The sequence below is a fragment of the Streptomyces sp. MMS24-W38 genome (assembly GCF_059889265.1).
The window spans coordinates 3,067,785-3,090,995 of record NZ_JCBCPP010000001.1 but is presented as its reverse complement, the minus strand read 5'-3'; the positions used below and the strand labels follow the sequence as shown (position 1 = coordinate 3,090,995).

The following is a 23,211-nucleotide window of genomic DNA, read 5'->3' as shown; positions in this document are numbered from 1 at the left end:
CCCCCGACCACTCGGATTCCGGTACGGAATTCCGACGCGGAGAAGCGCCCCGGATGCTCGCGGCAGCGGCAGCGGCAGCGGCAGCGGCTGCGGCTGCGGCTCAGCGGTCGGACATCGACTCCTGCGGCTCCGCGGAGCGGTCGGGGAGGAAGAAGGCCGTCACCAGACTGATCAACGCCATTCCCATCAGGTACGGCGCGACCGCGACGACCGTGCCGAATCCCTGCGTCAGCGCCTCGGCGATCATCGGCGCGAACGCGCCACCGAGGACGGCTCCGACGGCGTAGGCGAGGGACGCCCCGGAGAGCCGGATCCTGGCCGGGAACATCTCCGCGAAGAGTGCCGACTGGGGGCCGTAGGTCAGTCCCAGCGGCACCGCCAGGGTCAGCAGGGCCACGCCGACGCCCGGCCCGGTGCCCTGGCTGAGCAGCCAGAACTGCGGGAGGAGCAGCACGAACAGCAGTGAGTAGCCGAACTTGTAGACGACCGGACGGCCGGAGAGGTCGCTCCACCGCGCGCCGACGTAGGTGAACGCGATCCACACGACGCTGGCCGCGAAGAGCCACATCAGCACCTGAGCGCGAGGAAGGTCATGGGCGCTGGTCACATAGGCCAGCGCGAAGCCGCCGACGATCATGTAGCCGGCGGCGATGTTGCCCACCATCGTGGCGGCGGCCTTGAGGACCTTGGTGCCGTGGGCGCTCAACAGCTCACGCAGGGGCGTCTTCGCCTTGGCCTTCGACTCCTCGAGCTCGGTGAAGACCGGCGACTCGGCGACCTGGGACCGCACGTACTGCCCCACCACGACCAGCACGACGGAGAAGAGGAACGGCAGTCGCCAGCCCCACGCGTCGAAGGCCTCCTTGCCGAGCAGGGCGTTGAAGGAGCCCATCACGGTGATGGCGAGCATCATCCCGAGCGGCACGCCCATCTGCGGGAAGGATCCCATCCGCCCTCGGTGACCGGTCCTGGCGTGTTCCACGGCGAGCATGGCCGCGCCGCCCCATTCGCCACCGGCGGAGAGCCCCTGGAGGCAGCGCAGGAGGATGAGCAGGATCGGGGCCGCGATTCCGATGGCCGCGGTCGTCGGCAGCAGGCCGACCAGCGTGGTCGACACGCCCATCAGCCCGAGCGTCAGCACCAGGACGATGCGACGGCCGAACCGGTCGCCCAGATAACCCGAGACGACGGCGCCGAGCGGACGGAAGAAGAAGCTCACCCCGGCGGTCGCCAGGGCGGTGAGCTGGCTCCACTGGCCGAGCCCGCTGAAGAAGAGGTCACCGAAGAGCAGGGCCGCGACCTGCGCGTAGACCAGGAAGTCGTACCACTCGATGGTGGTGCCCACCAGCGTGGCGTAGACGACCCGGCGGCGTTGCTTCTCCTCGCCCCCCGGAGCGGGGCCGGTCGCCAGGGCGACCGACGCTTTGGGCTCAGCAGTCTGATTCGCTCCCATGACGTCCTCTCTCGACTGGATACCGCTACGGAAGTGCCGCCCCCGAACCGACGATGAGCCGCGACACGAGAAAGCTCGTTCCGGGCACGGGACAGCGCGGCTCAGCAAGGTGTTGAGTGATCAAGGGCACACGTTCTCCCCCCTTTCTTGACTTGTCAAGGGTCAATTTGACAACCGCGGAAAAGGTGCATCCATCCGCGGTCGGGATGCTTCAGGGGCTCTGCGGGCTCCGCGGGCTTCGCTCGCGGCCGGTCGGCGGGCTTCGGCGCACCCCTGGTCGGCGCGATCGCGTGCAGGTCGGGCCTTGCGACCGCCTCGGTCGCCGAGATCCGTTGACAAATCATCAAGCGCCGGGACAGACTCGGCCGCCTGTTGACGAAACAACAAGCGGCCGTCGCGGCTGCTGAGGGAGGGTGGAGACGGATGGCGGTGGTGGATCAGCGACCGGCGGCCGCACGATGCCCCGTGACCAGTGGTTTCAGGCCGTTCGACCACGACGGCACCTACGAGTTCTTCTCGACGGCCCGTCGCGAGGCGCCGGTGTTCTACAACGAGGAGACCGACTACTGGGTCGTCACGAAGCGGGAGGACGTCCTCTCGGTGTTCAAGGACCCCGAGCGGTTCTCCGCCTCGAACGTCCTGGACTCGCTGGAGGGCTACCCCGAGGAACTGACCCGGTTCCTCGCCGACAACGGCTTCACCGTCGAACCGGTGCAGTCCAACACGGACCGGCCCCGGCACACCCGGATCCGGCAGAGCGCCGGCCAGTTCCTCAACCCCAAGCGCTATCGCGAGTGCGAACCGCGGATCCGCGCGCTGGTGCAGGAGTACGTGACCGGCCTGCGCGGCAAGGACGAGGTCGACATCGTCGCCGAACTGACGCACGAGATGCCCGCGCGCGTGGTGTTCATGCTCCTCGGTGTCGACGACGTGGACCCTCTGATGATCAAGCGTTGGGCGCTCAACCGCGCCACGATGATCTGGGGCAAGCCGACCCGGCAGGAAATGATCGATGCCGGCCACGAGCTGAACGACTTCTTCCACTTCTGTCGGGAGATCGTCGAGGACCGCAAGCGGGCACCGCGTGACGACTACCCCAGCAAGCTGCTGGAACTTCGCGGGGGCGACGACTCGGTACTGACCGAGAACGAGATCGTCTGTCTGGTGTTCGCGCTGCTGCTGGCCGGTCACGAAGCCGTGACCAACGGTCTGACCATCAGCATCCTCACGCTGCTGGAGAACCGCGGGGCCTGGGAGGAACTGGTCGCGGATCCGGCACTGATCCCGCGTGCGATCGAGGAAGTCCTCCGGCACAGCACCCCGGTCATGACCTGGCGGCGCAGGGCCCTGGAGGACGTCGAACTCAGCGGCGTGACCATCCCCGCAGGAGGCAAGGTCCTGCTGAGCCTGGCATCGGCGAACCACGACGAGGACCGGTACGAACGGCCGTCGGACTTCGACATCCACCGCCCCGACGCACGAGGTCACCTGTCCTTCGGATACGGCATCCACGTGTGCATGGGCGCCCCTCTGGCACGCATCGAAATGAAGATCGTGCTGGAAGAACTCATCAACGCCTTCCCCGGCATGGAGCTGGTGAAGGGACAACGACCCGCATGGACGAAGACGATGGCCCACCGCGGTCCGCAGAGTCTGCTGGTCCGGCTTGGAGGTTCTGACCATGGCTGAGGTGACATGGATCACCGCCGACGGCGAGCGCATCACCGCCGAGGTCGGCGACGGCGTCAACCTGATGGAGGCGGCCGTGGCCAACGGCGTGCCCGGCATCGTCGGTGAATGCGGTGGCGGGATGATGTGCGCCACCTGCCACGTCTACGTCGAGTCCGACCACCGGACCGGCGAGCCCGGCCCGATCGAGGCCGACCTGCTGGACTTCGCCGACGCTCCTCGACGCGACGGCAGCCGTCTGAGCTGCCAGATCTCCGCCCGGCCCGAGCTGGACGGAATCACCGTCGAAGTACCGCCGGCCTGGTGACACCGCGCCATGACACACGGAACCGTGATCGTCGGCGCCGGACAGGCCGGTCACACCACGGCCATGCACCTGCGCGCCGCGGGCTATGACGCGCCGATCACCCTGATCGGCGCCGAAGCCGCCGTCCCCTACCAGCGCCCGCCCCTGTCCAAGCGCTACCTGCTGCGAGAGATCGGGCAGGAGCACCTCACGCTGGGTACACCCGCCGGCCGCGCGAAGCCCGAGGTCGACCTGCGCACCGGCGAACGGGTGGCCCGGATCGACGTCGACCGGCAGGTCGTGGTCCGGGCGGACGGCAGCACTCTTCGCTACGACAACCTGGTCCTGGCGACCGGTGCGCGGGCCCGACGACTGCCAGACCCGCTGGTCGACGGAGTCCAGGGCGTGCACGTGCTGCGCACACTCGCCGACGCCGACGCCCTGTCCGGGGCACTCGACGAGGCGAAGTCGGTCCTCGTCCTCGGTGGCGGTTTCATCGGTCTCGAGTTCGCCTCGGTGGCGGCCCGCCTCGGACGTCACGTCACCGTGGTCGAACGTGACCGGCTGCTCCAGCGAGTCGTCAGCGAGCAGGCCGCCGACCATCTGCGGTCGGAGCACCTGCGCAACGGGGTCGAGATCCTGGAAGGCCGCGAACTCCGGTCGCTGGAAGGCGAGAACGGCCGCGTGGTCGCCGGCGTGCTCACCGACGGGACGCGGATCGACGCCGATCTCGTCCTCGCGGGGATCGGCGCCGAACCGGAGGTCGAACTCGCCGCTCAGGCCGGCATCACGGTCGACAACGGCATCACCGTCGACGAACTCGGCCGGACCAGCGCCCCGTCGGTCTACGCGGTGGGCGACTGCGCCAACTTCGTCTGGCAGGGCGGCAGGCTCCGCCTGGAGTCGGTCCAGAACGCGGAACACATGGCAAAGGCGGCGGCGGCGCACATCGCGGGTCGCACGGCGCCCCCGCGGCCGGCGCCCTGGTTCTGGTCGGACCAGTACGACGTCCGACTGCAGATCGTCGGCCTGACCGGCGACGGCGACCACGTCGTCAGGAGAACCGCGGAGGACGGTGCGGGCTTCTCGCTGTGGCACTACCGCGGGGACGACCTGAGGGCCGTCGAGGCACTGAACGACCCCGGCGCCTTCCTGACGGCCAGGAGGCTGCTGGACCGCGGCGTCAGTCCCGCGCGTCACCACCTGGCGGACGGGAGCGTCGGCATCCGGGCCATCGCCGCACAAGCACTGGGGAGGGCAACCTCATGATCGAATCGTTCGATCCGCCGTTGGCGGACTCCAACTCCAGCGTCAGTACGCTGCGCGTGCCGTTGGCGGCACCGGTCCATCTGGACAAGGAGTGGTTCCACCACCTGCCGGGCCCCGCCTTCGGGCAGTTGAAGCTCGGCGCGTTCGACCACGACCTCACGGTGCAGGGCGTCTCGGAGCCCATCGGCACCCGGGTCATCGTGCACGGAACGGTCACCGACAGCGGAGGCATCCCGGTCAAGAACGCCCTGGTCGAGATCTGGCAGGCCAACGCCGCCGGTGGCTATCGCGACTCCATGGACGTGTCGGGCTTCCCGCTCGACGCCAACTTCTACGGAGCGGGCCGCTGCCTGACCGACAGCCGGGGCGCCTACCGCTTCGTGACGATCCGTCCGGGCCCGTACCCGGCGATGTTCAAGGACGGCGCGCGTGCCTGGCGGGCGTCCCACATCCACTTCTCCGTCCTGGGCGCCGGGACTGCCGGCCGGCTCGTCACACAGATGTACTTCGAGGGCGACCCGCTGATCCGCATGGACCGCATGATCAACGCCGTCCCGGACCGACGAGGCCAGGAGCGCCTGATCGCCAGGCTCGACGAGGAGAACTCCGTCGCCGAGTCGTTCGGCCCCCGGCGGACGCTGGCCACCGTCGACGGCAGCGGCGCGGTCGTCCACCCACCGGAGCGGACCGACCCCGGCGCCCTGCTGACCAGGAACCCCTCGGCGCTGGCGTACCGGTTCGACATCGTGCTTCGCGGCTCGGCCGCGACCCCGTTCGAGTGAGGGATGGTCATGATTCTCACCCCCGCGCAGACCTGCGGCCCCCTGTTCGGCTTCGCCATGACCCCGCCGGGCATCACCCAGGCCGTCGCCGAGGACGATCCGGGTGCCGTGGTGATCGAGGGCACGGTCCTGGACGGTCGAGGGGACCATGTCGACTACGGCGCGTTCCTCGAGTTCTGGAGCCGGGAGCAGGCGTGCCGGGTCCGCACCCTCGAAGGCCGCTTCCGCGCCGTCGTGCGGAAACCGGAACCGGTGACGCTGCCCGACGGCAACCGGTTGGCGCCGCACCTGAGCATCTTCCTCTTCACGCGCGGCCTGGCCGGGCCGCTGGCGACGAAGGTGTACTTCCCCGACGAGGAGCAGGCCAATGGGTCCGACGCGATCCTGCGGCAGGTCCCCGAGGCCAGGCGGCCCCTCCTGATCGCACAACTCACCGACGTCGAGCGGCACCTGCGGTACGACATCAGGCTGCAGGGCGAGCGCGAGTCCGTCTTCTTCTCCATCGACTAGAGCACGAACGAGGCTGAACCGTGGAAGCGAACCTCATTGTCGAGCGCCAGGGCCATGTGCTGGTGCTCACCCTCAACCGTCCCCGCAAGCTCAACGCCATGGACAGCGCGCTCTACGAGCGCCTGATCGAAGAGCTCCGGGGAGCCGACCAGGACGACGAGATCCGTGCGGTGGTCGTGCGCGGGGCGGGGACGTCCTTCTGCACGGGCGCCGACACCGGTGAGTTCGCCGAGCTCACGCCCGACAACACCGAACGCGTCGAGTACCGCGCCGGACTCACCTACGGTCTGCACAAGACCATTCCCGAGATCTCCAAGCCGGTGATCGCCGCCATCCACGGTTACGCCGTCGGCGGCGGCTGCGGGCTGGCCCTGGCCTGCGACATCACCATCGCGTCGGCCGACGTGCGCATGGGCTACCCGGAGATCAAGCACGGTCTCGTCGCAGCGGTGGTGATGGCCAACCTGACCAAGCAGCTCGGCCGCAAGGCGGGGTTCGAGCTGGTGGCCAGCGGGCGCCTGGTCGACGCCGAGGAAGCCGAGCGGATGGGCATGGTCACGCGGGTCGTCCCGGCGGGCGAGGAGTTCGCCGAGGCGATGAGGACCGCCGAGGTCCTGGCGGGACAGGTGCCCATGTCGCTCCAGGCCACCAAGCGGCTGTTCCACGCGGTCGCGGACCTCCCGCTGGCCGAGGGCCTCGTGCGGGGCCGTGAGGCGAACGAGGAGATGCGTGAGTACCGTGCCGAGGCGCTGAAGGAGTTCGGCGCCTCCGTCAAGGCCGCGAAGGCCGGCTGAGGATGCCGATGACCGATCAGTCGAGCGCCGGGCCCTCGGAGCCCCGCGCACACATCGTCGAGGACACGCTCCGGGTGAGCGACCTCGACTTCCAACGCCACATGGGCAACACCGCGTTCACCGAGATCCTCGCCAATGCGCGCTACGCGTTCATGAACGAGCGGGTGAGGCCGACGGTGGGGTTCGAACCGATCATCGCGCTGGTCCGGCTGGAGGTGGATTTCAAGGGTCAGGTCCACCACCCCGCGACGATCACCACCGAGACCCGCCTCGACCGCGTCGGCCGCAGTTCGCTGGCACTGGCGCAGCGCATGTTGGTGGGCACGCGGCTGGTCGCGACGTCTCGATCCGTCTTCGTGCTGACCGACCGTTCCAGCGGTGAGGCCACGCCCTGGCCCCAGGAGATCCGCGCGTCGGCCACCACCCCCGAACTCGAAGCGAGCCACCCGTGAGCGGCGGCGCGGTGGACTCCGCCGCTTTCCGGCAGGCCCTCGGGCATCACCCCACGGGGGTGGCCCTGATATCCAGCACCGACGCGGACGGGGAACCCGTCGGGATGATCGTGGGCACGTTCACCTCGGTGTCCCTCGATCCGCCCCTCGTCGGCTTCCTGCCCACGCGGGACTCCGCGAGCTTCGCCGCGATCAGGAAGTCGGGGCGCTTCACCGTCAACATCCTCGCCCATGACCAGGAAGACACCTGCAGGGCGTTGTCCCGACCTGCGGACAAGAGGTTCGAGGGACTGGCGTGGTCGCCTTCCGGCAACGGGTCGCCGGTTCTCCCGGACGTGGTGTGCAGCATCGACTGCAGCCTCGAGGCCTGCACCCCGGCAGGAGACCACTACTTCGTGACCGGCTCGGTCGAGAGCCTGGAGATCCATCGTCCGGTCGCCCCGCTGTTGTTCTTCCAGGGTGGTTTCGGAGGCTTCGTCCCGGGGTCCTTCGTCGTGCCGAGCGATGCGATCGTGGCCGAGAGCCTGCAGACCGTGCAGCACATCCGCGACGGCATGCGACGCCTCGCGCACGCGGCCGACGGGGAGGTGACCGTTTACGCCAAGGTCGCCGACCACGCGGTGGCCGTGGCGACGGTCGCCGACCCGGACGTGCCGACGTCCACGCTCCTCGGTTCGAAGTGGCCGCTCACGCCTCCTTTCGGCGAGGTGTTCCTGATCGGTGCTCCCGAAGCGGAGGTCGAACAGTGGATGAACAGGGCGAGGTCCGCGGGCGAGGAGCTGCTGCGCACATCCCGGGAACGTCTGGACCACGCGCGCAAACACGGCTGGGCCGGCTCCTACGCCGGGGACACACGGGACACGCTGCTCTTTCCCGCTATGACCGAGTACGGCGTGGAGGGGGTCACGCCGGCGAGGCAGCGTGAGATCCAGGCGATGTTCCGGGCCGCGGGGGAGGACCTCCGGCCGGTGGACCTCGAACCGGAGGGGCGGTACCGAGGCGCGAGCCTGGTGGCACCCGTCCGCGACGGGCGCGGACGGTGCGAACTCATGATCCGGCTGTGCCGGATCCCTCCGGTCTCCGGATCCCGGATCGAGGTCCTGGCCGACGAACTGTGCCGCCTCGCCCGGGAAGCCGAGAAGTCCGTCGGCGGTTCACCCGACCCGCGGGTCCTGGTTCCCTCCCCGTGACCCCGCACGTGACGGGGGCTCACCCGGTGCGGGTGAGCCCCCGTGTGCGTCCGGTGCGGGTCAGGCCTAGGCCTTGCTGAAGCCGTAGCCCAGGAGCTTCTTGGCGTCCGTCTCGCGCTGGGTGGACGAGGTGGAGGCGAGGACCGTGCCGATGACGGTCTTGCCGTTCCGCGTCGCGGCGAAGACCAGGCAGTACTTGGCCACCGCACCCGATCCGGTCTTCACGCCGATGGTGCCGCTGTAGCTGCTGAGCAGACCGTTGGTGTTGGTCCACGGCGCCATCGTGCGGGTGCTGCCCGTCTTCGTGGTGGTCTTCGCCGTGTACTTCTTCGTCTTGACGATCGCGCGGAAGTTGGCGTTCTTCATCGCACTGCTCGCGATCTTCGTCAGATCGCGCGGCGTGGAGTAGTTGTTGCCCTTGCCGATGCCGTCGAACGAGTCGAAGTGGGTGTTCTTCAGGCCCAGGTTCTTCGCGTCGGTGTTCATCTTGCCGATGAAGGACTTCACGCGTGCGGCCCGCGTCGAGCCGGTGCCGAACTTGTCCGCCAGGGCGTACGCGGCGTCGCAGCCGGACGGCAGCATCAGCCCGTACAGCAGCTGGCGCACGGTGACCTTGTCGCCGACGATCAGCCGCGCGGACGACGCGTTGTTCGCCACGATGTAGTCGCTGTACGCCATCTGGATCGTGACCTTGGCGTCGAGGTTCAGGTTCTTCTGCGCGAGCACGACCTTCGCGGTCATGATCTTCGTCGTGGAACCGGTCGAGAGGCGGGTGTCGGCGGCCTTGGTGTAGAGGGACTTGCCGGTCCCGTTGTTCATCACGTAGCCGCCCTTGGCGGCGATCGTGGGCGCGGCGGCGGCCTGCGCGGGCGCCGCGTGGAGGGCTCCGGAGGCCAGCACGGCGCCCGTGGTCACGACGACGCCGACGGCTCTGCGGAGACGGATGCCCTGAATTGCGGTATTCAAGTGAGGTACCCCGATTGCGTTGAATGCCCTAGTGGTGCGGCCGAGTTGAGGCGCGGCCGACAGGGGCCGCACGTTTCTGACGCATACCTGGCGCGGATGGTTGTGCGCGAGGGTCTGTCCGGCGCGATCCGCCGGACAGACCCTGGGGGCGGGTGACTTCGGGGTCCGCATCGTGGACGGCTGCTTCCATGGGTACATGTTGTATCTATCCTGTCGGCATGAGTCTGGCCCCTGTGAAGCAACCCCCTGCCGCCGATCGCGTCTACACCCATGTCAAACAGGGCGTCCTCGACCGCCGTTACGAGGGCGGCACGCTCCTGACCGAGGGTGAGCTGGCCGAGGCCGTCGGGGTCTCGCGCACACCGGTGCGTGAGGCGCTGCTGCGGCTGGAGGCCGAAGGGCTGATCCGGCTCTACCCGAAGAAGGGCGCCCTCGTCCTGCCCGTCTCCGCGCAGGAGATCGCCGACGTAGTCGAGACCCGGCTGCTCGTCGAGGAACACGCGGTGCGCAAGGCCGTGCCCGCGCCCCCCGGGCTCATCGAGCGCCTGGAGGGACTGCTCGCCCGGCAGCGGGAACAGGCCGCCGCCGGTGACTTCGCCGCCGCGTCCGTCACCGACCGCTGCTTCCACGCGGAGATCGTCCGCAGCGGCGGCAACGAGATCCTCTCCCGCCTCTACGACCAGCTCCGCGACCGCCAACTGCGCATGGGCGTCGCCGTCATGCAGTCGCACCCCGACCGCGTCGCCAAGACCCTCGCCGAGCACCAGGAGATCCTCGACGCGCTGCGCTCGGGGGACCCGGAGGCGGCCGCCGGCGTGGTCGACCGGCATGTCGGCTGGGTCTCCCACCTGGCCCGGGGAGAAGTGCGATGACCCGCACGAACGGAGGTGCCCCGAGCGCCCGTCCGCCCGGTGACCCCCTGGGCGGACGGCGCGCCCTCGCGGTGTGGGGGGTGGGTGTGGCGGTCTACTTCGTCGCGGTCATCTTCCGTACGTCCCTGGGCGTGGCCGGTCTCGACGCGGCCGACCGCTTCGACGTCAACGCCTCCGCCCTGTCCACCTTCTCCATCCTCCAGCTGCTGGTCTACGCGGGCATGCAGATACCCGTCGGCCTGCTGGTCGACCGGCTCGGTACCAAGAAGGTGCTGGGCATCGGTGCCGTGCTGTTCACGGTCGGACAACTCGGGTTCGCGCTCTCCCCGACGTACGGTATGGCGCTCGCCTCCCGCGCCCTGCTCGGCTGCGGGGACGCCATGACGTTCATCAGCGTGCTGCGGCTGGGCAGCCGGTGGTTCCCGGCCCGGCGCGGTCCGCTGATCGCGCAGTTCGCCGCGCTGGCCGGAATGGCGGGCAACCTCGTCTCCACGCTGCTCCTGGCCCGGCTGCTGCACGGCATCGGCTGGACGGCCGCCTTCGCGGGCAGTGCGCTCGCCGGGGTCGTGGTGCTCGTCCTGCTCGTGCTGTTCCTCAAGGACCACCCCGAGGGGCACGAACCGGAGCCCGCCCCGCACCAGGGCGCCGCCTATGTACGCCGTCAGATCGCTGCCTCCTGGCGGGAACCGGGGACCCGGCTCGGGATGTGGGTGCACTTCTCCACCCAGTTCCCGGGGATGGTGTTCCTGCTGCTGTGGGGCATGCCGTTCCTCGTCGAGGCACAGGGGCTGTCCCGGGCCACGGCCGGTGAGCTGCTCACCCTCGTGGTGCTGTCCAACATGGTCCTCGGGGTCGTCTACGGCCAGGCCATCGCCCGGAACCACGGTGCGCGGCTGCCGCTGGTGCTCATCACCGTGGGCGCGACGGCGCTGCTGTGGGCGGCCGTGCTGCTCCACCCCGCCGAGACGGCGCCGATGTGGCTGCTGGTGGTGCTGTGCACGGGGCTGGGTGCCTGCGGTCCGGCCTCGATGATCGGCTTCGACTTCTCCCGCCCGGTGAATCCGCCGGAGCGGCAGGGCACCGCGGCCGGCATCACCAACATGGGCGGTTTCACCGCCTCGATCACGACCCTGCTGGCCGTCGGTGTCCTGCTGGACGCCACCGGTGACGACTACGCCGTCGCCTTCTCCGCCGTCTTCGTCCTCCAGGCCCTCGGGGTAGCCCAGATCCTGCGGTTGCGCGGGCGGGCGGCGCGCAGGGAACGGGAGCGGCTCGTCGCCGCCCGGGTGGAGAACGTGCGCGTGCCGGCGTGAGGCCGCGTGCGGCGGCGGACACGGCGCGCCGGGCCCGGGGAACGGCGTCCCGGGCCCGGCGCGCCGTGTCGCGCGGACCTTACGGCGTCACCGCGAAGTGCCGCAGGATCGCCGCCGCCAGGTCCGGGTCGCCCTCCGTCTTCACCCGGTCCGACACCGCCTCCGGCGTCACCCGGCCGCAGGCCATGCGGACGTACGTCTCCCAGTCGAGGGTGAGGGTGACGGCGGGGCCGAGCGCCGGGGCGGTCTCCAGCGTGCCGCGGCCCTGGATGTCGACGCGGATGGTGCGCAGGAACTCCACGGGCCCGTGGACGTCGATGACCACGGCCGAACTGCGCGGGGCCTGCGCCAGCTCGGCCACCACCCGGGGCAGCTCGGCGAGCAGCTCGTCGCGGGCGACGTGCGCGCCGGGGGAGTCGAGGTTGCCGGGGCGGCCGAGGGCCGCGCGCAGGTCCTGCTCGTGCACCCACACGTCGCACGCGTGCCGGCGCATGGACTCCTCCAGCGTGAGTTCCGTGCCGAACGGGCCGCGCACCTTCGCGGCCGGGTCCCGCGACTCGTTCCGCAGCTGGCGGTTGCGGCGGATGATCATGTACTCCAGCTCGGAGGTCATCTCCGGCGCCGTGTGGTGGCGGCGCACGTCGACCTGCATCTCCGTGTAGCGCTGCTGGTCGTTGGTGACGTGGAACAGGTCGCGCGGCAGCGTGTGGATGGGGCGGGGGTCGCCCAGCATCTCGGAGTCCAGTCCGATGACGTGGGAGACCACGTCCCGGACCGACCACCCCGGGCACGGCGTGCGCCGGTTCCAGTCGGCCTCCGCGAGCGGCTGCACCAGCTCGGATATCGCCTCGACGGAGTGGTTCCAGGCGTCGGCGTAGGGCTGGAGGGTGGGATGCAGGCTCACGGAACGGGACCCCTCGGCGGTCGGTACACGGGCAGGTGGTGGCGGCGGTGCCAGTGGGCGGTGGCTGCACTCGGCGGGCGTCTCGGGACTCCCCAGGTTCTCGGCTTCGCTCGAACCGGGAGGGCCCCAAGTTACGCTGTCGTGAGGCACCCCGGCAGTGCTTTCGTGTGACGATCGTAGGCCGTGCCGACAAGTCGAATGCCAGGACGGTGGTATTGTGCGCGCTTCTTTGCTCCAAGTCGCCGTGAACGGGGACGAATCGGTCGAATCGCGTCGACGTCGGGTCGCCGCCCTGGTACGGGAACAGGCCGGAGCCGATCTCGTCGTCCTGCCGGAGTTGTGGACGACGGGCGCGTTCGCCTACGAGGACTTCGGGCGCGCGGCGGAACCCCTCGACGGGCCGACCCACCAGGCGATGGCCGAGGCCGCGCGGGACGCCGGCGTGTGGCTGCACGCGGGCTCCGTCCCGGAGCGCGGCGCCCCGGACAGCGGCTCCGACGCGGACGACGGGCCGCTCTACAACACCTCGCTCGTCTTCTCCCCCTCCGGTGAGCTGGCCGCCGTCTACCGCAAGATCCACCGCTTCGGCTTCGACAAGGGCGAGGCCGTGCTGATGAGCGCGGGCGACGCACTGGTGACGGTGCCGCTGCCGCACACCACGCTCGGTGTGGCGACCTGCTACGACCTCCGTTTCCCCGAACTCTTCCGCTCTCTCGTCGACGCCGGTGCCGAGACGCTCGTCGTCCCGGCGGGCTGGCCGGACCGCCGCCGGTCCCACTGGACGCTGCTGGCCCGGGCGCGGGCCGTGGAGAACCAGGCGTTCGTCCTCGCCTGCGGAACGGCCGGGACGCACGCCGGGGTTCCGCAGGCGGGTCACTCGATCGTGGTCGACCCGTGGGGCGAGGTCCTCGCCGAGGCCGGTCCCGACGAGCAGGTCCTCACGGTCGACTTCGACCCGGCGAAGGTCGCGAAGACCCGCGAACAGTTCCCGGCCCTGAAGGACCGGGTGCTGGGGCTGCCGACCCCGGCCCCGCGACCTTGACCCGAACGACAGCGGGGGCCGGTCCTCAGCCCACGCGGTCCTCGCGCTCCTTCTCCGCCAGGTGGATCACGCACACCGCCACCGCGATCAGCAGGGCCGGGTCCGCGTCCTCGCGTACGACGTCGACGCCGTAGGTCTCCCGGACGTGCAGCCAACGCCGCGAGATCACGGCGAGCAGTTCGCCGTCGTACTCGACGGCGAACTCACGGTCGAGGATCCTGCCGCTGACGTCCAGCTCGGAGCCGTCGGCCAGGGCGACCCGGTAGTGGTTGCGCAGCAGGGACAGGCGCTTGCGCCGGATCGTCGCCAGCGCCTCACCGTCCCGCTCGATCACCATCGTGTCCCGCAGGGCGAACATCTTCTCGCGGATGTCGATGAGGACGCGGCCCTGGACGTCCTTCAGCTCGAAGGTGTCCCGCAGCCGCATGGCCTTGCCGTCGACGAGGAAGACCTTGTTGCCCCGGTCGTCCTCGATCCAGTAGTCGTCACCGATCCCGAGGATCCGGTCGCGTACGAGGAATCTCATGACACCAGGGGTGCCCTTTCTCCCGTTCTCCGACGCCGCCGCTGGGCCGATTGCCGGAGCCGGCCGTCGACGTCCCGTCAGGCTCCGTACCCGTCAGACTCCGTACCCGTCAGGCTCCGTACCCGTCGCTGTAGCCGTCGCGGCCGTGCGGCCGGGTGTCGTCGACGACCGGCGTGGCGGGCGGTACGACGACCCGCCGACGCCGGGCGATGCTGCTGAAGACCGCCACACCGATCAGTCCGACGACCATGAAGATGACGCCGACCAGGTTCACGTTGACGCCCTGCATGTCCCAGTCGGTCGCGAACGTGAGAATCGCTCCCACGGCGATGAGGATGATGCATCCTCCCCCAAGCTCTCGGCTCTGCTCGAGCAGGGGGGACCCCCATGGCCCATGAGTGCCGCCTTCCTGCCCGGTCCTTCCGGTTGCATCCGGGTACCCGGTCGGCCGTCACTCATGCAGCACCGGCGGGTCGACCGGCCGTCGGCAGCCCGCGGCTACGACTCCAGGAACGCCACCAGCGCGTTCGCCAGCAGGAACGGGTCCTGGGCGCCGCACAGTTCGCGCGCGCTGTGCATCGACAGGATGGCCACGCCGATGTCGACCGTCCGGATGCCGTGCCGGGCCGCGGTGATCGGGCCGATGGTGGTGCCGCACGGCATGGCGTTGTTGGAGACGAACGACTGGAAGGGCACGCCCGCCTTCTCGCAGGCGGCGGCGAACACCGCCCGGCCCGAACCGTCCGTGGCGTAACGGTTGTTGACGTTGACCTTGAGGATGGGGCCGCCGTCGATGCGCGGGTGGTGCGTCGGGTCGTGCCGCTCCGCGTAGTTGGGGTGGACGGCGTGACCGGTGTCCGAGGAGAGGCAGACGGTGCCGGCGAAGGCGCGCGCCCGGTCCTCGTACGAGCCGCCGCGGGCGAACACCGAGCGCTCCAGCACGCTGCCGAGCAGCGGCCCGTCCGCGCCGGTGTCGGACTGGGAGCCGTTCTCCTCGTGGTCGAAGGCGGCGAGGACGGGGATGCAGGACAGCCCGGCCGGTCCGGACGGTCCGGCCCCGGCCGTCGCGACCGCCGCCAGTGCGGCCGTACCGGCGTGCACGGACAGCAGGTTGTCCATGCGGGGGCCGGCCAGCAGTTCCTTGTCGCGGCCCAGGTACGCCGGCGGCTCCACCGAGTGCACCATCAGGTCCCAGCCGGTGACCTCGCCGGACGGGATGCCCGCGGTCTCCTCGAGGAAGGCGATGAGGTCGCCGTCGCGCACGTCGTCGCCCAGGCCCCAGACGGGCTGCATGTGGCGCTGCTTGTCGAGCTTGAGGCCGTCGGCGTTGACCGAGCGGTCCAGGTGGATGGCGAGCTGCGGGACGCGCAGCAGCGGCCGGTCGACGTTCACCAGCCGGGTGGAGCCGTCCCGCAGGGACAGCCGGCCGGCCAGGCCCAGGTCGCGGTCGAGCCAGGAGTTGAGCAGCGGACCGCCGTAGATCTCCACGGCCGTCTGGCGCCAGCCGTGCGCCCCGCTGTCGGGCCGCGGCTTCACCCGCAGGTTGGGGGAGTCGGTGTGGGCGCCGACGATCCGGAACGGGGTGTGCGGGTCCGCGCCCTCGGGGACGTACCAGGCGACGATGGCGCCGCCGCGCAGCACGTACTTGCCGCCCGAGGTCCCGTCCCAGGCGTCCGTCTCCACGACCTGCCGGAAGCCTGCCTTCTCCAGCCGCTCGGCGGCGTTCGCCACCGCGTGGTACGGCGTGGGGGAGGCGGCGAGGAAGGACATGAGGTCGTCGGTGTGTCCGCGGCCGAAGGGGGAGGGTTCGCTCATGGGTTCACTTTAACGAGGACGAGGGCCCGCTTCCCCGGTGTGGAAGCGGGCCCTCGTACGGGCTCCGACGCTCGCGTGCGGACGCGCGCGATCCCGTTCGGGCTCGTTCGATCCCGTTCGGGCTCGCGCGGTCTGCCGCAGGATCTCTCGCAGGAGGTCCTAGAAGGCGGCCTCGTCCAGTTCCATCAGGTCCAGGTCCACGCCCTCGGCGACCTTGCGGGCCAGCGTGACACCGGGCAGGACCTCGGCCGCGAAGAACCTCGCCGCGGCGATCTTGCCGGTGTAGAAGGCGACGTCCTTGGCGGAGGCCGTCTGGAGCTTGTCGGCGGCGACCGCGGCCCCCTTGAGCAGCAGGTAGCCGACGATCACGTCACCGGAGGCCATCAGCAGACGGGTGGTGTTCAGGCCCACCTTGTAGATGTTCTTGACGTCCTGCTCGGTGGCCGCGAGGTCCGTGAGCATCAGGCCGACGATGGCCTCCAGCTCGACGGCGGCCTTGGCCAGGTGCTCGCGGGCGCCCGCCAGCTGCTCGCCGCCGGTGCCGAGGGCGAGGAACTGCTTGATGTCCTCGGCGAGCGAGTTCAGGGCCGCGCCCTGGTTGCGGACGATCTTCCGGAAGAAGAAGTCCTGGCCCTGGATCGCCGTGGTGCCCTCGTACAGGGTGTCGATCTTGGCGTCGCGGATGTACTGCTCGATCGGGTACTCCTGCAGGAAGCCGGAGCCGCCGAAGGTCTGCAGCGACTGGGCGAGCTGCTCGTAGCCCTTCTCGGAGCCGTAGCCCTTGACGATGGGCAGGAGGAGGTCGTTGAGCGCGTGCTCCGCCGACACGTCCTCGCCCGCCGCCTCCTTGATCGCGATGGTGTCCTGCACCGAGGCGGTGTGGAGGACGAGCGCGCGCATGCCCTCCGCGTACGCCTTCTGCGTCATCAGCGAGCGGCGCACGTCGGGGTGGTGGGTGATGGTGACCTTGGGCGCGGTCTTGTCCAGGAAGTTGGCGAGGTCCGGGCCCTGGACGCGCTCCTTGGCGTACTCCAGCGCGTTGAGGTAGCCGGTGGAGAGGGTGGAGATCGCCTTCGTGCCGACCATCATGCGGGCGAACTCGATGATGCGGAACATCTGGCGGATGCCGTCGTGCTTGTCGCCGATCAGCCAGCCCTTGGCGGGGTGCCGGTCGCCGAACGTCATCTCGCAGGTGTTGGACGCCTTCAGGCCCATCTTGTGCTCGACGTTCGTGGCGTAGACGCCGTTGCGCTCGCCCAGCTCGCCGGTCTCGGCGTCGAAGAGGTACTTCGGGACGAGGAAGAGCGACAGGCCCTTGGTGCCGGGTCCGGCGCCCTCGGGGCGCGCGAGCACGTAGTGGAGGATGTTCTCCGACATGTCGTGCTCACCGGAGGTGATGAAGCGCTTCACGCCCTCGATGTGCCAGGAGCCGTCCTCCTGCTGCACGGCCTTGGTGCGGCCGGCGCCCACGTCCGAGCCGGCGTCCGGCTCGGTGAGGACCATGGTGGAGCCCCACTGCTTCTCGACGGCGATCCGGGCGATCTTCTTCTGGGTGTCGTTGCCCTCGTCGTACAGGATCCCGGCGAAGGCGGGACCGGACGAGTACATCCACACGGCCGGGTTGGCGCCGAGGATCAGCTCGGCGTACGACCAGATCAGCGAGGGGGGAGCCGTCGTGCCGCCGATGGCCTCGGACACGCCCAGACGCCAGTACTCGGAGTCCATGAAGGCCTGGTAGCTCTTCTTGAAGGATGCCGGGACCGGCGCGGTGTTGGTCTCCGGGTCGAAGACCGGCGGGTTGCGGTCGGCGTCGGTGAAGGACTCGGCCAGCTCGTTCTCCGAGAGGCGGGTCAGCTCCTCGAGGACGCTCTTGGCGGTCTCGACGTCCATCTCCTCGAACGGCCCGGTGCCGTACAGCTTGTCGCGTCCGAGCACTTCGAAGAGGTTGAACTCGATGTCGCGGAGATTGGACTTGTAGTGCCCCATGGTGACGGCTCCCGGCTCCGTAGAGAGATCGGCGAGGCACTTCGTTCCTCGCACGGGTTTGCATACCAGCAAGTAGCTACGACTATGCTACCCGCCGGTAATAAGAAGCAAGCCCGATCCGGTCATCTGTGACGCGTTACGCGCTCCGGCGGCGGTCGGCGGGCGTTTCGCACCGGTGCCGCGGACGCCGAAATGCCCTCGAAATGCCCTCGGCGCGGCCCGTACCCGCCCGTACCGGCCCGGGGCTCCGGTGCTCTCGGTACGCTTGCGCGCATGTACGGCTACGACCAGAACGTAGGGGCACAGCAGGGGTATGTCCCGCCGCAGCAGCAGATGCCGGGCGGCTACGGGCAGCAGCCGCCGCTGTACCCGGAGCCGTCCCCGCCCTCGCTCGCGGACGCGGTGCGCGCGTTCACCACGGGCCAGGTGGCCGCCGAGGACTTCCAGCAGGTCTTCGCGACGTCCAAGGTGTACTGCCCGCGCGGCGACAACCCCGGGTTCCTCGCCCTGCACAACACCCAGCAGCCGGTGATCCCGATGTTCACCTCTCTGAAGGAGCTGCGGCGGTACGCGGGCAAGGAGTCCAAGTACTTCGTGATCACCGGCGCCGAGGTGATCGACCTGCTGCCCACCGGCTACGGCTTCGTGCTCGACATGGAGGGTGAGCACCGGATGGTGTTCGACGCGAAGGCCGTCGAGCAGATGGTCGAGTTCGCGATGCGACGCATGTATGGCTGAACGCCGCGGTCGTAGCCGTCGGCGCCGTGATCGCTGCGATCGCCACCGCGACCGCGGCCGCCACCGTCACGTGCCGGGAGGGTGACCCCGCCCGCCCCGGAATCTCTGCAGCCCGGAGGGAATGCCCTCCGGGCTTTCTTCGTTGCGGGTGGCAGGAAGTTCAACGTTCAACTAAGATGGCCGTACAAGAGGAGGTACCGACATGCCTGCAGTGACCGTCGAGAACCCGCTGACGCTGCCCCGTGTGGCCGCGCCCGCCGACGCCGTGGCCCGACCCGTGCTCACCGTCACGACCGCGCCGAGCGGTTTCGAGGGTGAGGGCTTCCCGGTGCGCCGGGCGTTCGCGGGGATCAACTATCGGCACCTGGACCCGTTCATCATGATGGATCAGATGGGCGAGGTGGAGTATCAGCCTGGGGAGCCGAAAGGGACCCCTTGGCATCCGCACCGCGGATTCGAGACCGTCACGTACATCATCGACGGCGCCTTCGACCACCAGGACTCCAACGGTGGCGGCGGCTCCATCACCAACGGTGACACCCAGTGGATGACGGCCGGTGCGGGTCTGCTGCACATCGAGGCGCCGCCGGAGCAGCTCGTCATGTCCGGCGGGCTCTTCCACGGCCTCCAGCTGTGGGTGAACCTCCCGGCCAAGGACAAGATGATGGCGCCGCGCTACCAGGACATCCGCGGCGGCAGCGTCCAGCTGCTCACCTCCCCCGACGGCGGCGCGCTGCTGCGCGTCATCGCCGGTGAGCTGGACGGCCACGAGGGCCCCGGCATCACGCACACGCCGATCACGATGATCCACGCGACGCTCGCGCCGGGTGCGGAGCTGACCCTGCCGTGGCGCGAGGACTTCAACGGGCTGGCGTACGTGATGGCCGGGCGCGGCGCGGTCGGCACCGAGCGCCGTCCGGTGCACGTGGGGCAGACGGCCGTCTTCGGCGCCGGTGGCACGCTGACCGTCCGCGCGGACGAGAAGCAGGACTCGAACACGCCGGACCTGGAGGTCGTCCTCCTCGGCGGCCGGCCGATCCGTGAGCCGATGGCCCACTACGGCCCGTTCGTGATGAACACCCGCGAGGAACTCCAGCAGGCGTTCGAGGACTTCCAGAAGGGCCGTCTGGGCACGATCCCGGCGGTGCACGGGATGGAGGGCTCGGGGCCGCGGGAGTCCTGACCGGCCGAGTGTGTGGAGTGGCCCCGTCCGATTCCGGGCGGGGCCGCTCGCCGTTCCCGGGGCCGGGGCCTGGGCGGGGCGGCGGAGTTGGACAGGGTGTGCCGGGCGTGATCGGCTGAGGGGATGCAGGACTCCTCTCCGCCTCCGTTGCTGCCCGAATCCGTCCGGCGTCTCGCCGCCTGGTGTGCCGTCGCCCTGCTCGTCTCCGGGGTCGGCTACGTCGGGATCCTGCTGTGCGTGCAGTTCCGGGCGGCCGTGATCCCCGTACTGCTGGCCCTGCTCGGTACGGCGCTGTTGCTGCCCCTGCACCGGCGGCTGGTGCGGGCCGGGGTGCAGCGGTCCCTGTCGGCGGGGCTCACCTGTGTCGCGGTCGTCGCCGTGGTCGGCGGCGCGGTGTACATCGTCGTGTCCGCGCTGATCGACTCCGGGGACCAGATCATCGCCTCGCTCAGGATCGCGGCGCGGGATCTCACCCGGCACTTCGGGGCGGCCGGCACCTCGCTGGACGACATCGCGTCGAACGCGCGCGAACTGCTGTCCAGGTTCGGCGGTACGGCCGCGTCGGGTGTCATCAGCGGGGTCAGTGTGGTGGGCCAGGCGCTCGCCATGGCGGTGCTCGCGCTGCTGCTGGTGTTCTTCTTCCTGCGTGATTCCGACCGCGCCGCAGGCACACTGCGCGCGCTGGTGCCGCGCGGCTCCGGGGACACGGTGACGGCCGTGGCCCGCCGGGCCTTCCAGGCGGTCGAGGGGTTCATGCGCGGGACCACCTTCATCGCGCTCATCGACGCCCTCTGCATCACCGTCGGGCTGCTCGTCCTCAAGGTGCCGGGCGCCGTCGGACTGGGCGCGCTGGTCTTCGTCGGGGCGTACATCCCCTACCTGGGGGCGTTCATCTCCGGGGCGGTGGCCGTGCTGGTGGCGCTGGCCGACCGGGGGTTCGTCATCGCGCTGTGGGTGCTCGGCGTGGTGCTCGCGGTGCAGTTGCTGGAGGGGCACGTGCTCCAGCCGATGATCCAGAGCCGCACCGTGCAGATGCATCCGGCGGCCGTGCTGCTCGCCATCACCGCGGGCGCCTCGGTCGCCGGGATCGTCGGCATGCTGATGGCGGTGCCGCTGACGGCGGCGGCCGTCGGCGTCCTGAGCGAACTGCGCCGACGCCACACCGCACCGGGGGAACAGGCTCCGCCGCCGGCATCACCGTGAGGGCCCGGCCCTCGTCCGGGCGGCGGCGTCCGGCACGGCTCCCGGCTCGTGCGGCTCGTCAGGCTCCTGCAGCTCCTGCAGCTCGAACCAGATGCTCTTCCCCTTGCCCCGGGGGTCGACGCCCCAGGTGTGGGCCAGGAGTTCGATCAGGAGGAGGCCGCGGCCGGACGACGCCAGCTCGCCGGGTGTGCGCCGGTGCGGGAGGTCGTCGCCCGCGTCGGTGACCTCGATCCGCATCCGGCGTCCCTCCCGCCCGCCGATGACCTCGGCGACGAGCAGTGCGTCGGTGTCGGTGTGCACGAGGACGTTGGTGAGCATCTCCGACAGCAGCAGTACCGCCGAGTCGACCTGGTCCGGTGAGCACCAGTCGTGCAGCAGTTCGCGCAGGTGCTGCCGGGCCTCCGAGACGCGTTCCGGCTCGGCCTGCTCCACCGTCAGCATGGTGCGGCGTATCCACGGCGGCCTCACCAGGTCCTGTTCGGTGCCGTGGCCCTGTCGGGAGAGCAGCAGCAGGGCGATGTCGTCCTCGCGGCGGTCGATCAGGGGTCCGGGGGTGTGGTGTGAGGAGGGGCCGTGGACGGCCTGCATCAGGGCGTCGGCCAGTTCCTCTAGGTCGCCCCGGTGGTGTTCGAGGATGCCACGCAGCCGCTGCCAGCCGGTGTCCAGGTCATGGCCGCCGGTCTCGATCAGACCGTCCGTGCAGACCAGCATGGTCTCGCCGGGTTCCAGGACGATGCGGGTGGTGGGGTAGTCGGCGTCCGGGTCGATGCCCAGCGGCAGCCCGCCGGCCGTCGGCCGGGTCAGCACGGTCGCGTCGGGCATGCGGACCGCCGGGTCGGGGTGTCCCGCGCGGGCGACCTCCAGTGCCCCGCCGACGGGGTCGACCTCGACGTACAGGCAGGTCGCGAAGCGCAGCTCGTAGGGGTCGGCCTCGCTGATCCCGTACAGGAAGCGGGAGGCGCGGGAGAGCACGGCGTCGGGCCGGTGCCCCTCGGAGGCATACGCCCGCAGGGCTATGCGCAGCTGGCCCATGATCCCGGCCGCCTGGACGTCATGGCCCTGCACATCCCCGATGACCAGGGCGAACCGTCCATTCGGCAGCGGGATGACGTCGTACCAGTCACCGCCGACCTGGAGGCCACCGCCGGTGGGGACGTACCGGGCGGCGACGCTCATTCCCGGGATGCGCTGCGGGCCGAGTTTCGGCAGCATCGAGCGCTGCAGGCCGTCGGTGAGGGCCCGCTCGCTCTCGGCGGTTCCCGCGCGGGACAGCGCCTGGGCCAGCATCCGTGCCACGGTGGTCAGCACCGACCGCTCGTCGGGGGTGAAGGCGACCGGGTGGGCGAAGGCCGCCAGCCAGGTGCCCATCGTGCGGCCGGACACGACCAGCGGCAGGAACGCCCAGGACCGGCGGCCGAAGCGCTCGGCGAGCGGCCAGGTGAGGGGGTAGCGGGCTTTGTACTGCTCCGGGCTGGACAGATAGACGGCGCGGCCCGTTCGTATCACCTCGGCGGCCGGGTAGGCAGTGTCCAGCGGCATGTGGAACGAGCCCTCGGCGCCGGGTTCGTGCCCGTGGTGGCCGATGACGGTGAGCTGGTCGCCCGCGACGCCGAACAACGCGAACCCGTCCGGTGAGAAGCCCGGCATCGCCAGGTTGGCCGCGACCCGCAGTACCTCCTGCGTCGAGCGCGCCTCGGCCAGCGCCCGGCCGGCGTCCAGCAGGAACGCCTCCCGTGACCGGCGCCAGTCACCGATGACCGCCCTGCGCCCCGCGGGGGTGTCCGGCGCCGGCTCGGCGACCTCCTGAAGGGTGCCGGTCATTACGCACGTCTTGCGCAGAGGGGCGAAGGCCGGCTTGGAGCGGCTGCGCACCACCCGCACGACCTGCCCCTGGTCGTCCATGACCCGGATGCGAACCTCGGTGAGCGTGCCCTCGGCGACGGCGAGCCGGATCACCCCGGTGATCTCGTTCCAGTCGGCCGGGTGCAGCCGGGACCGGACCTGGGGCTCCGTGAGGGTGGTCTCCTCGGCGGGCAGCCCCAGCAGTCGTGCCGCCACCTCGTCGACCACGACCAGCCCGGTTGCCGTGTCCCAGTGCCACCTGCCGGTGTCGAGGAGGGCGAGGACATCTGTCATGGGCGGCAAGGGCTCGCCAGTTCGCATTGCCCCACTTTATGAATATTCGACGGGAAAACGCCACCGGCGTTGTTCTCATGGCCGCCGGATCGTCCGGGGCAA

At 70.2% G+C, this 23,211-nt stretch carries 22 protein-coding genes; 14 read left to right on the top strand and 8 right to left on the bottom strand.

The genetic code is table 11. The features are described 5' to 3' along the window. Nucleotides 1-100: 100 nt before the first annotated feature. Complete coding sequence (locus AC6F7H_RS12860) at nt 101-1,453, bottom strand: MFS transporter (protein ID WP_500757150.1); 1,353 nt, start codon at nt 1,451-1,453, stop codon at nt 101-103. Between the two features lie 465 nt (nt 1,454-1,918). Between AC6F7H_RS12860 and AC6F7H_RS12855 the strand changes: the two genes are divergently transcribed. Genes AC6F7H_RS12855 through AC6F7H_RS12820 form a run of 8 tightly spaced genes read left to right on the top strand, consistent with a single transcriptional unit; the run spans nt 1,919 to nt 8,425 of the window. Continuing rightward, on the top strand, nt 1,919-3,142 hold the full coding sequence (locus AC6F7H_RS12855; RefSeq protein WP_500757149.1) for a cytochrome P450: 1,224 nt from the start codon (nt 1,919-1,921) through the stop codon (nt 3,140-3,142). Beyond that, entirely contained in the window at nt 3,135-3,449 is a 315-nt protein-coding gene (locus AC6F7H_RS12850; RefSeq protein ID WP_181383740.1) for a 2Fe-2S iron-sulfur cluster-binding protein, read from the top strand. The genes AC6F7H_RS12855 and AC6F7H_RS12850 overlap by 8 nt, the downstream gene beginning before the upstream one ends. 9 nt (nt 3,450-3,458) lie before the next feature. Beyond that, nucleotides 3,459-4,697: an NAD(P)/FAD-dependent oxidoreductase gene (locus tag AC6F7H_RS12845; RefSeq protein ID WP_500757148.1), complete on the top strand. Its 1,239-nt coding sequence runs from the start codon at nt 3,459-3,461 to the stop codon at nt 4,695-4,697. Beyond that, on the top strand, nt 4,694-5,479 hold the full coding sequence (locus tag AC6F7H_RS12840; RefSeq protein WP_500757147.1) for a dioxygenase family protein: 786 nt from the start codon (nt 4,694-4,696) through the stop codon (nt 5,477-5,479). The genes AC6F7H_RS12845 and AC6F7H_RS12840 overlap by 4 nt, the downstream gene beginning before the upstream one ends. Nucleotides 5,480-5,488: 9 nt before the next feature. Beyond that, nucleotides 5,489-5,989, top strand: coding sequence for a peptidase associated/transthyretin-like domain-containing protein (locus AC6F7H_RS12835; RefSeq protein ID WP_500757146.1), 501 nt, complete (start codon nt 5,489-5,491; stop codon nt 5,987-5,989). 20 nt (nt 5,990-6,009) lie between these two features. Next, the gene (locus tag AC6F7H_RS12830) at nt 6,010-6,783 is read left to right on the top strand and encodes an enoyl-CoA hydratase/isomerase family protein (RefSeq protein ID WP_500757145.1); all 774 of its coding nucleotides are present in this window, start codon (nt 6,010-6,012) and stop codon (nt 6,781-6,783) included. Between the two features lie 8 nt (nt 6,784-6,791). Next, the gene (locus AC6F7H_RS12825) at nt 6,792-7,235 is read left to right on the top strand and encodes an acyl-CoA thioesterase (RefSeq protein ID WP_500757144.1); all 444 of its coding nucleotides are present in this window, start codon (nt 6,792-6,794) and stop codon (nt 7,233-7,235) included. Beyond that, complete coding sequence (locus AC6F7H_RS12820) at nt 7,232-8,425, top strand: flavin reductase family protein (RefSeq protein ID WP_500757143.1); 1,194 nt, start codon at nt 7,232-7,234, stop codon at nt 8,423-8,425. The genes AC6F7H_RS12825 and AC6F7H_RS12820 overlap by 4 nt, the downstream gene beginning before the upstream one ends. Nucleotides 8,426-8,491: 66 nt before the next feature. On the opposite strand, the gene AC6F7H_RS12815 is transcribed toward AC6F7H_RS12820, so the two are convergent. Next, entirely contained in the window at nt 8,492-9,391 is a 900-nt protein-coding gene (locus tag AC6F7H_RS12815) for a D-alanyl-D-alanine carboxypeptidase family protein (protein WP_500757142.1), read from the bottom strand. Between the two features lie 218 nt (nt 9,392-9,609). Here AC6F7H_RS12815 and AC6F7H_RS12810 point away from each other — a divergent pair, with 218 nt between their 5' ends. Both AC6F7H_RS12810 and AC6F7H_RS12805 read left to right on the top strand, forming a co-directional pair. Further along, nucleotides 9,610-10,263, top strand: coding sequence for a GntR family transcriptional regulator (locus AC6F7H_RS12810; protein ID WP_500757141.1), 654 nt, complete (start codon nt 9,610-9,612; stop codon nt 10,261-10,263). Continuing rightward, on the top strand, nt 10,260-11,576 hold the full coding sequence (locus AC6F7H_RS12805; RefSeq protein ID WP_500757140.1) for an MFS transporter: 1,317 nt from the start codon (nt 10,260-10,262) through the stop codon (nt 11,574-11,576). Before AC6F7H_RS12810 ends, AC6F7H_RS12805 begins: the two co-directional genes overlap by 4 nt. A gap of 79 nt (nt 11,577-11,655) precedes the next feature. On the opposite strand, the gene AC6F7H_RS12800 is transcribed toward AC6F7H_RS12805, so the two are convergent. Further along, entirely contained in the window at nt 11,656-12,480 is an 825-nt protein-coding gene (locus AC6F7H_RS12800; RefSeq protein ID WP_500757139.1) for a maleylpyruvate isomerase family mycothiol-dependent enzyme, read from the bottom strand. 217 nt (nt 12,481-12,697) lie between these two features. Between AC6F7H_RS12800 and AC6F7H_RS12795 the strand changes: the two genes are divergently transcribed. Beyond that, on the top strand, nt 12,698-13,522 hold the full coding sequence (locus AC6F7H_RS12795) for a carbon-nitrogen family hydrolase (RefSeq protein ID WP_500757138.1): 825 nt from the start codon (nt 12,698-12,700) through the stop codon (nt 13,520-13,522). A gap of 25 nt (nt 13,523-13,547) precedes the next feature. Here AC6F7H_RS12795 and AC6F7H_RS12790 read toward each other — a convergent pair whose 3' ends face one another. The 4 genes from AC6F7H_RS12790 to AC6F7H_RS12775 all read right to left on the bottom strand — a co-directional run bounded on the left by AC6F7H_RS12790 (nt 13,548) and on the right by AC6F7H_RS12775 (nt 17,849). Further along, nucleotides 13,548-14,048 carry an LURP-one-related/scramblase family protein gene (locus tag AC6F7H_RS12790; RefSeq protein ID WP_500757137.1) on the bottom strand — a complete coding sequence of 167 codons (501 nt, stop codon included), beginning with the start codon at nt 14,046-14,048 and terminating at the stop codon, nt 13,548-13,550. A 109-nt stretch (nt 14,049-14,157) separates the two neighbouring features. After that, the gene (locus AC6F7H_RS12785) at nt 14,158-14,424 is read right to left on the bottom strand and encodes a hypothetical protein (protein ID WP_500761788.1); all 267 of its coding nucleotides are present in this window, start codon (nt 14,422-14,424) and stop codon (nt 14,158-14,160) included. A 122-nt stretch (nt 14,425-14,546) separates the two neighbouring features. Beyond that, entirely contained in the window at nt 14,547-15,863 is a 1,317-nt protein-coding gene (locus tag AC6F7H_RS12780; protein ID WP_500757136.1) for a M18 family aminopeptidase, read from the bottom strand. A gap of 159 nt (nt 15,864-16,022) precedes the next feature. Then, nucleotides 16,023-17,849, bottom strand: coding sequence for an acyl-CoA dehydrogenase (locus tag AC6F7H_RS12775; protein ID WP_500757135.1), 1,827 nt, complete (start codon nt 17,847-17,849; stop codon nt 16,023-16,025). Nucleotides 17,850-18,122: 273 nt separating this feature from the next. Between AC6F7H_RS12775 and AC6F7H_RS12770 the strand changes: the two genes are divergently transcribed. From AC6F7H_RS12770 to AC6F7H_RS12760, 3 genes are all read left to right on the top strand, one after another. Next, nucleotides 18,123-18,587 (top strand): SseB family protein, encoded by a 465-nt coding sequence (locus tag AC6F7H_RS12770; RefSeq protein ID WP_500757134.1) that lies wholly within the window; start codon nt 18,123-18,125, stop codon nt 18,585-18,587. A 202-nt stretch (nt 18,588-18,789) separates the two neighbouring features. Further along, nucleotides 18,790-19,770, top strand: coding sequence for a pirin family protein (locus tag AC6F7H_RS12765; RefSeq protein WP_500757133.1), 981 nt, complete (start codon nt 18,790-18,792; stop codon nt 19,768-19,770). Between the two features lie 123 nt (nt 19,771-19,893). After that, the gene (locus AC6F7H_RS12760; protein ID WP_500757132.1) at nt 19,894-20,973 is read left to right on the top strand and encodes an AI-2E family transporter; all 1,080 of its coding nucleotides are present in this window, start codon (nt 19,894-19,896) and stop codon (nt 20,971-20,973) included. Here AC6F7H_RS12760 and AC6F7H_RS12755 read toward each other — a convergent pair. Then, nucleotides 20,965-23,136, bottom strand: a complete 2,172-nt coding sequence (locus tag AC6F7H_RS12755; RefSeq protein WP_500757131.1) for a SpoIIE family protein phosphatase — start codon at nt 23,134-23,136, stop codon at nt 20,965-20,967. The two genes, AC6F7H_RS12760 and AC6F7H_RS12755, sit on opposite strands and share 9 nt — an antisense overlap. Nucleotides 23,137-23,211 lie beyond the last annotated feature (75 nt).